General features: G+C 31.4%; 9 protein-coding genes. All 9 read left to right on the forward strand.

Annotated elements, in window-relative coordinates:
- Window positions 1-217: 217 nt before the first annotated feature.
- The 9 genes from H8909_RS11720 (at window position 218) to H8909_RS11760 (ending at window position 9,187) form a co-directional block, all read left to right on the forward strand.
- Window positions 218-3,265 carry a CHAT domain-containing protein gene (locus H8909_RS11720; protein ID WP_187012964.1) on the forward strand — a complete coding sequence of 1,016 codons (3,048 nt, stop codon included), beginning with the start codon at window positions 218-220 and terminating at the stop codon, window positions 3,263-3,265.
- Between the two features lie 137 nt (window positions 3,266-3,402).
- Window positions 3,403-3,546, forward strand: a complete 144-nt coding sequence (locus H8909_RS11725) for a hypothetical protein (RefSeq protein WP_187012965.1) — start codon at window positions 3,403-3,405, stop codon at window positions 3,544-3,546.
- 20 nt (window positions 3,547-3,566) lie between these two features.
- On the forward strand, window positions 3,567-3,710 hold the full coding sequence (locus H8909_RS11730) for a hypothetical protein (protein ID WP_187012966.1): 144 nt from the start codon (window positions 3,567-3,569) through the stop codon (window positions 3,708-3,710).
- Window positions 3,711-3,730: 20 nt separating this feature from the next.
- On the forward strand, window positions 3,731-4,984 hold the full coding sequence (locus H8909_RS11735; protein WP_187012967.1) for a type IV secretion system DNA-binding domain-containing protein: 1,254 nt from the start codon (window positions 3,731-3,733) through the stop codon (window positions 4,982-4,984).
- A 1-nt stretch (window position 4,985) separates the two neighbouring features.
- Window positions 4,986-6,035, forward strand: coding sequence for a hypothetical protein (locus H8909_RS11740; RefSeq protein ID WP_187012968.1), 1,050 nt, complete (start codon window positions 4,986-4,988; stop codon window positions 6,033-6,035).
- A gap of 40 nt (window positions 6,036-6,075) precedes the next feature.
- Window positions 6,076-6,852, forward strand: a complete 777-nt coding sequence (locus H8909_RS11745; RefSeq protein WP_187012969.1) for a M48 family metalloprotease — start codon at window positions 6,076-6,078, stop codon at window positions 6,850-6,852.
- Between the two features lie 3 nt (window positions 6,853-6,855).
- Complete coding sequence (locus H8909_RS11750) at window positions 6,856-8,016, forward strand: type IV secretory system conjugative DNA transfer family protein (protein WP_187012970.1); 1,161 nt, start codon at window positions 6,856-6,858, stop codon at window positions 8,014-8,016.
- A gap of 154 nt (window positions 8,017-8,170) precedes the next feature.
- Entirely contained in the window at window positions 8,171-8,713 is a 543-nt protein-coding gene (locus tag H8909_RS11755; protein WP_187012971.1) for a DNA/RNA non-specific endonuclease, read from the forward strand.
- A gap of 282 nt (window positions 8,714-8,995) precedes the next feature.
- Window positions 8,996-9,187: a hypothetical protein gene (locus H8909_RS11760; protein ID WP_187012972.1), complete on the forward strand. Its 192-nt coding sequence runs from the start codon at window positions 8,996-8,998 to the stop codon at window positions 9,185-9,187.
- Window positions 9,188-9,289: the final 102 nt, after the last annotated feature.

The raw sequence follows: 9,289 nt of genomic DNA on the forward strand, positions 1-9,289 counted from the left end.
ACCACCTCTCTTTGATTATACTATTATATCGAGATGCACACTAGAGTTTTGGGGGATTTGAGTTTGGTTATATATTTGTGTCCGCGCAACAAAGGCGCGGGGAAATGGAGAAAATCATGAAAGTAGATCATCATGCGTAAAACAACAAGTACATGTCGTGGATAACAATAAATATTGATATTAAGTGTATTAATTACATATGATAGGAGAGATTATCATGAATATTAAAAAGATGTATAAGATGGGAAGATATAAGGAAATAGTAGAACGTTATGATGAAAGTATTGATCCAGTAGATGCAGAAACAAAAAGATATGTCTTATCGTCGATAGATATAGTGGATCAAGCGATTAATGAGATTGATGATCTTCAAAATAAATACATTCAATATAAACGTTCTAGAAATATGGATGAGGCATCTTATTTACAATTACTAGAAGATTTAAGTTATGATGCATTTGTTTTAGATGAACAGGATTTATGTATTAGTGTTTTAAAAGATATTTATGAATTCTATAAGAATAAATATTCTGAAAATGATTCTAAAACATTGGATACTTTATACCGAATTGGAAGAGTAGTTATTACATTTCAGCGATATAGTGAAGGGTTGGAAGTTTTAAAGAAATACTACTACGCAAAAAAATCGTTATATGGAATAGATGACTTAACATGTGATGCATTAGAAGGTATCACGGCCCTTTATAGTAATAATGGAGATATAACTCATTGTCGTGAATACAATAACTATTTATATGAAGATTCACTAATTGTGGATGGATTCGGCAGTGAAAGAGCACTTAAGGCTTGCTATACAGTAGCAGATTGTTCGTTTGATCTAGGAGAGTATGAACAGGCTTTATTGCAGGCACAGCAGTGTTTTTCAATGCAGAAAAAGAAATTCACACTATTTCATGATGATACATTAAGGACATATTATTTGATTGCCTCCTCTTATTATAAACTTGAGAAATATCAGGAAAGTTATGAAGCAGCTTCTCGATGTTTAGAAATAAGAGAAGAAATGTCTGGTAAATATGATGGTCAAACCATACTAGTCAAAAGTTTATTAGCTGATCTTTATACACAATTTGAAGAATACGAAAAGGCTTTGGATTTATATGAAGATATTCAATTTTATTATAAATCAGAGAATGACTATATACGTTTGATTTATATTCTATTTTCTAGGAAACATCTTTATTATAGATTAAATGATGCAGAGAGTATTCAAAAATTAGATTTAGAAATATATGATTTTTATTTAAAATTATATACGTCTGGTTTTTCAGATGAGATAGATCAAATGTCTTTATTGGAAGGATTGATTTTTAGTAGTTCAAATGTTAAGGAGTATGATGATTTTTTTAAATATTGTGAAGAATACTTTAAGGAAATATATGAAAATAATCATAAGATTACTGCCGAAACACTTGATGTACTATATGAAATGGGAGATGTATATAATTGTTTAAATCGCAAAGAAGAGAGCTTTAATGCTTATGTAAAATGTTTTAATGCTAGAAGTAAACTGTTAGGAGAAAATCATCCAGATACACTAAAGGCTTTAAATGAAGTTATTAAAAAGTGTATGGATCAAGATAAAAAACTCGATTATATACGTTTGAATGAAGAAATTCTTAAAAAATATAATGATGAAGAACATCTTAAGGCCCTTTACCTTTTGTTAAAAGTTGAGAATGGAGATAAGTTTTTACAACTTCATAATCAAATTAGTTCTCAACTGCAAAAAAGAAGTTCAAGAGAAAGAGTAGAGGGTTATTTGGAACTTGCATCAACTTTAATGTGCAGCGAAATTACACCTAATGCTGATTTTTTTAAATTGATGATAAATGATATTGATTCTTATTTTAGAGCATTTCATGAATCTTTTGTTGATGATATTTTAAATGATCAAACACCAAAGATGAGTGATCAATTCATAGAAGTATTTTATAAATTGATAGTTCTAATGCTTCAGTTAGGCTTTGATGTATATGATATGCTTATTAAAACCAAAACTCTCTTATTGAATCTAGAAAGATGTCATTCTTCTATCAAGAAAGATGAAGCTTACCAGGCTATTTTTAAAGAATATTCTCTTTACAAAGAAAAGGTGGCTCATTCACACGGAACACAGGAGAAAGGGTTAAAGAGAAAACTTCAAAGACTAGAAGAAAAGAAAAAGGAACTACTTGCCCCACATTTAACTATTCTTGAAAAAGATATTCACTATAAGGATCTCCAGGAAGTACTTCAAGAAGGTGAATATCTATTTGACTGTTATTGTCTAGAGGATGAGATAACTGCAATTCTCTTGAAAAAAGATGGTTTAGTGGTAAAAACCTTTAAATCTAGTCATCTAGAAAGTGCACTTAAACATAATCAAAAATTATGGGAAAGCATGAAACATCTCTATATCTGTCCTGATGGAGACCTATATAATATCTCTTTCGCAAGATACATCAATACGGAAATCAGCTATCTCTCTTCACCACATGATCTATTAGAAGACTGTGAAGAATCAAGTGATGATGATTTAGATATTGTATCTGTCATTTATCCTGATTATTATGATGACTCTTCTGAAAGTAGAGGACAAAAGGGTGTTCTTTATGGAAGCTATATAGAAGGTATGTATATTAATCAATTGTTTGAAGATAGCACACTCTTATCACGTGAAGATGCAACTCATGATAACTTCTTAGATATTGTCAGTCCTAAGATTCTCCATATTAGTACACATGGTGAATATGTTGATTCTGATCAATTAATGGAGAATGGACGTTTATGTTTATCAGGCTATAATAAAACAGATTCTGGTTATGTCACTGCTGCAGAAATACAAGACATGGACTTAACAGATACAGAACTTGTTGTCTTAAGTGCCTGTCAGACAGGTCAAGGAAAGAGTATAGGAGGAGAAGGGGTCTATGGTATAAGACGTGCTTTTGAACTTGCAGGGGCTCAAACACTTTTACTTACTGTAGAAGAAATAGATGATTATAATGCGGCACTATTTATGAAGATCTTTTATCAATATTACAAGAAGTCTAGAAATGCGATGCAGTCTTACCAGGAAACTCAACTATATTTATCAGACTACCAGAATGGTATAAAAGAATTCATACAATTCAAAGAAGACTTTAAGTATTATCTTAAAGACGAAATACATCCAACTAAATTAAAGATGAAACTTATACAATTAGACAATAGAATAAAAGAATGCATGACACAGAAAAAGATGTTGAAAACTGTGCATTGACATTATGAAGAAGAAGACTGGAAAGGCTTCATCATCCAGGGAAAGGTACATATGTAATCATATGTATCTTTTTTGTTTGTCCAAAAAGAGGGAAAAGAATCAGGTAATACGTTATAGGTGAAGGGAGTTGATATTCTATGTTTGTTAGAAGTCATCATTATCGTGTGGATATTAACTTTGAAATATCAAAAGTTTCTATTCCTGCTATTTATAACAATAAAAGATTAGATATTCCCTTTTTTATCCAAAAAGAGGGAAAAAGATTAGGTAATACGTTATAGGTGAAGGGAGTTGATATTCTATGTTTATTAGAAGTCATGATTATCGTGTGGATATTAACTTTGAAATAACAAAAGTTTCTATTCCTGCTATTTATAAAAATAAAAGAATAGATATTCCCTTTTTTATCCAAAAAGAGGGAAAAGAATCAGGCAATACGTTATAGATGAAAGGAGTTGATATTCTATGTTTGTTAGAAGTCATGATTATCGTGTGGATATAAACTTTGAAATATCAAAAGTTTTTATTCCCGCTATTTATAAAAATAAAAGATTAAATCTTCCCTTTGATACCAATACTCTAGAATCCCATCTAGCTGTATTTGGTGGTACTCGTAGTGGAAAAACTACATTTATTAAACAGTTAGTTAAGCGTTTAAGACAAGCTCATCCTGATGATTTATATATATTGTTGAATGTAAAGGATGACTACAATGACTTGCTCCAATCAAATGATGCATTATTCTCTATAAAGAATCCTACATTTCATTGGAGTATTCTCAAAGAGGCTTATGATTCTCCTTATCCAGAAGAAGCCCTTAATGAAATTACTATGGAGCTCTTTCACGAAGAACTCACAAAAGCACACAACAAGTTCTTTCCTGAAACAGCTCAGAAGGTACTCTATGGACTTCTTCTCTTTCAGTTGAGGAACAAACGCATTGCAGACAATAAGACAATCGCAGACTGGATCAGAAGTTTAAGTCTTATTGATATCAAGAATATTCTACACAACGTAGGTTTAGGCTATGTTGCTGAAACATTCCTATATGTCGGACAAACAAAAATGAATGGTCAGAACAGTGCTATTCTTTCTACTATGCATTTGATTCTTGATTATTACTTTGTACAGGACAGTGCAGTATTGATGTCCACAAAGGATATCCTTGCTGTAGGTGGGAACTTACTTCTTCTCCAATATGATATTCAGTTCCAGAAGAGTAGTAATTATCTGATGAAACTATTACTTAAACTCATTATTAAAAGAAAGCTTAGCAGAAATGCACCACAAAGACGTGTGTATCTTATTTTAGATGAAGCCTCTGTATTAGATGGTGACTTTGACTTAGTACAGGTCTTAAACATTGGGGCAGGAAAAAGAATCCATGTCATCTTAGGATTACAGTCTATCGAACTACTTTATAGATGCTTAGAATCTCCTGATGAACATCTTCAACAGTCAGTCCTTGGTGGATTCCAGAACTTTATCTTCTTTAAGCCAAGAGATTCCCCTACAAAAGACTTTATTGTTCACTTAGGTGGACAAGATATGATAGAAATGTCTGTTTTTCCAGCTCATGTATCAGGTCATACAGAAACTGTTGTTCAAAAAGATGATCTTATCTCAACACGTGATATAGAAACATTAACAGTAGGTGAAGCATATCTCAAGATACTCAATCAGCCAATGTTTAAAGTGAAGTTCTTAAAAGGAGTCTAATATGCAGAAAATACTAATTTCAGGTAATAATCCTACATTTAAAAATGAATTTATAAACTCACTCCAGTTTAAGAAGACTGTCGTCACTTTAGATGATTATGATGGTTCTATGAAATCTTCTGATATCAACTATTATGACTATTTTAGAAGATATAGCGATGAACAGTTGATTCAGTTAATCAAGTACCTACTGTATATTCATGAGACGCCTCATGCAACCATAATTTTTGTAGAAAGTTACTTATTATTTCTGAGAAAACTTATGATTGCTCTCAAAAAGAATATGACATTACTTGATGCTCTTATTCAATGTGAAAACTATGAACTAGTGAAAGAAGAACTTAATAAACAGCTCCAAACTCAAACAATCGATCTTTCTGTATTTCAATATTACATGAACCAATACATCGGTTTTCATACGCCGGAGTTTATTTCTATAGAAATGTTTATCGTTCTCTTATTTCAAAATTCTGGCTGTTCTCCATCGCGATGCTCAAATATTCAGCTTGACGAAATCAATCAGGACGTTCATTTATATCTTATTAATGAGATGATGAAAGATACACATCAACCTCTTATTTTAATCGAAGATCATAAACAATATAATACACAAACACTTAAACATTTCTTTGAGTTGAATAAAGAAGATTATCCGCTTATTGCGATATTCAAAGATGTTTTCTTACATGAAGAACTCATATCACAGATTCCTTATCTTTTCTCCACAAAAATATATCTAAATCACAACGCACACTCTGCAAATATAATATCCCAGCTTGCAGGTGAAGTAGAAGTTGTTCACACAACGTCTACTATCTCTAGAAATAAGAGAATAGGAAGTGAAAGTCTTCTAGATCGTCTATTTGGTACAGATAAGACAGAACAGGTTACTACATTGGCTCCTGTTAAGGAGCCCAAAATAAAAAAAGAAGAAATTATGTATCTGAGCAAAAATGTCTGTCTTCTACAGACTTGCAATAGTACACTTCGACTATTTGCCTGGTCAAATAAATTGCAACTGCTACTGAAAACCACAAAGCTCATAACTTAAGAAAACGTAAAGTTTTATTAACAAAGAAAGGAATAGTGCTATGAAAACAAATCTCATACTTACCATACTTCTGCTATTAGGAGACTGGTACATTCTTAATCAAATATTTAATGCACCTATACTTCTCTGCATACTTCTTATTCTTATATTAATTTTTATAGGAAATATAGAGGAACATATTACTGTACGCATAAATCAAGCGATACGCTTAGATCAAATGCCTGTAAATAGTTATTCTATGTTTTATAGACAGGTGATAGAAGATATTGATTTTCCTTATTCAGGTATTCACTGCTATTACTTAGATGATGATGTAATAGGAGTAACACATTATGGTCTTCATACTATAGTGGTCACAAAAGGTATGCTGAAGCTATTTGATGAAGATGCATTACGTGCCTGTATATCTCATGAATGTGGGCATATTTATAATTGTGATATGGTCTTTAGCCAAGTAGTATCTCTCAATATACTTGCATTGATTTTCTTCATCTTATTATTTTATTCTGGCATGATGGCATTTTTATTCATTATGATGATTATTCTAGTTATTCTAGGTTCATTCTCATTTACTACTTACTTTGCGGGATCACTGTTTGTAAAGTTTTTAAAATGGTTTATGAAGTCTATGCAGAGTTTATTAATGGGACTCAATAATCTCATCTTAAAATTCTATATGACTAGAAGAGATTATGAAGCAGACCAATATGCTGTCTTAATGGATGAAGACAATCGCTCTGGTCTCATTCATTATCTTAATCGTTATGAGGCAAATTCAAATAAAAGAGTTAAGAAATTAGAGGATAACAGAGGATAACATATGAAAACTATTAAAAACACACTTGTACTTGGAGAACCAGGTAGTGGTAAAACAAGTTGTATTGCGATTAATGAAACAATAGAGGCACTAAAACAAGGACATAGTCTGTTTGTAAATGATAATAGCAAGGAAGAAATCTATAAGAATACATATGATCTCGCTAAGTCTCAAGGATACAATATTATTCTGCTTGATTACTTGAATTATAAAGGAGATTCATTTAACTGCTTAGATTTAATTAAGGACTATTATCAAGAAAATGAGTCAGTGTTATGTGGTGAATTAATTTCATTAATTAGTGAAGCATTAAATAAACCTTTGATTGGAGCTGATGATCCTTTCTGGACAATCAGTTCTACTACCTATATAAAGGGCCTTATTTACTATTTGTTAGAAACAAATAGCAAGAAAATAAACTTAGAAGCATTATCACATCTATGTGTAGAAAACTCTGCACGTATAGAATTCTTGCCACTTGATCATACTACACCTATGGCTAGTTCATTATTAAATGGAACTTTTACAAGTAGTGAGAAGACAACGGCATCTATATTGATGACAGCATTTGCGGCGATTTCTTCTCTTCTTACAAATTCTAAACTAAAGAAAATTACTAGAACAACAAGCTTTGATATAAGAAGGATTCCTAAAGAGAAGACCATTATTTATTTAAAGTACCCAGAATATTCTGAACAGTATGATGGTCTTGTTTCTTTATTCCTTACAGAGCTTATTCATGTTTTATATCATTCATGTGATCAGACAGGAAAGTTAGATATTCCATTTCATTTTGTCATTGATGAGTTCGCTCATTTTAGATTACCTAGCTTTGAAAGATATATTAGTACAGCACGTTCCAGAAATATCAAGTTCACTTTATTGATTCAATCCATTGATCAATTAGAGATTGGTTATAGCAAGTCTGTAGCTCAGACTATTATGGACTGTTGTCAGAATATTATCAGTTTTCAGACAACTAATTATAACACTCTGACATATATGAGTCAGTTAAGTGGATATAGAGATACAGTAGGCAACCTACCTAGAATATCTATGAATGATTTACTTAAGCTTCGTCCTTTTGAAGCATTCTGTTTGATTGATCATCAACCATCTATTCAATTGTTTAAACCTTATTTCATGAGAGGAGATTATTTATGAAGTACTTAATATTACTTGTAATACTGTGTTATTTCATTCCTGGCTTAAGGCTATGGATATTTAATGGTATCCCTGTACTAATACAGACATGTAGTGCATTTATGCCATGTATTATTATTCTCGTTGGTTTATATATTTTAGTAAGGAGTATTCTATGAATAAGTTTACATATGAAAATACACCATTAGGCAAGAAAGCCTATGGGTATGTAACAGAACTTGGTGCAGTTGAAGTTAGAAATACGTATAACCAGAGGAAGGCTGGAGGAGAGTATCGTCAAAAGTATGATCATGGTGGACATTTGATTGCGCATTATTTTCAAGGAAGTTCAAATCATGAAAACTTAGATGCTCAGAATAGAAACGTGAATCAAATAGATCAAAGACATGTAGAAAGAGAAGTAGCTTCATATGTACAGAATTTTAATAACAGCGTCTTCTATAGTGTAGAAAACTATACTCCTGTTGGTGAAAGACCCCAGGCTACTATGATTAATTATTCTGTCACAAATGAGATGACAGGCGAACAAATTAATGAACACGTTTCTTTTCAGAATGCGAGTCATGAATTACAACAATCTTGGAATGAAGAAGTATATGAAAATTGTTGTGAGATTGATGAAAGCCAGAATGAAGGAATGTCTGAAGATGAAAGAATGTATGCAGATGAATGTTGTGAATATGATATAGATTACTAAAAAATAGTGTAAAAAATAGGGATTTTTTATGCTCAATAAGTTAAGAGTGAGAGGGGGATAAGTATATGATAAAACGTGTGAAGAACACTTTGTATCCACGCTTGATTATATCAATGCATAGTAAAAATGGACTAAAGGTCTACATTATATCTTAAATTATTTTTTGTAGAAACTGGGAATTATTTCTTGTCATACATTGTTAGGTGAAGAAAGGAGAAAAAGATTAAAAAAGTGGGAATAACTCTTTCAATTACATTATTAAATGAAAAGGAGGAATAAGATATGAAGAGAGTTAAAGGTACATTGTACCCAAGAGTTTTTATTACATTGTATGGTGCCGTTGATTCTAAGCTCCATCTTGCGGATTATGAAACCGATAAGATTATTTATTTTAGTAAGAAGGTGGATGATTACAATGTTTATCTAAATAAAATGATGAAGGTATTACACCAAAACTTGCAAAAGTCAATATAAAAATGTAGGTTTAGGACAATATAAGAATGTAGGTTTTCCTACATTCTTATATTGTCTTTTTAGTCTTCATCTACTATGAATTGAAGCTGATCTTTGAGTCTA

Source organism: Catenibacterium faecis, assembly GCF_014306455.1.
In the GTDB taxonomy this organism is placed as follows: domain Bacteria; phylum Bacillota_I; class Bacilli_A; order Erysipelotrichales; family Coprobacillaceae; genus Catenibacterium; species Catenibacterium mitsuoka_A.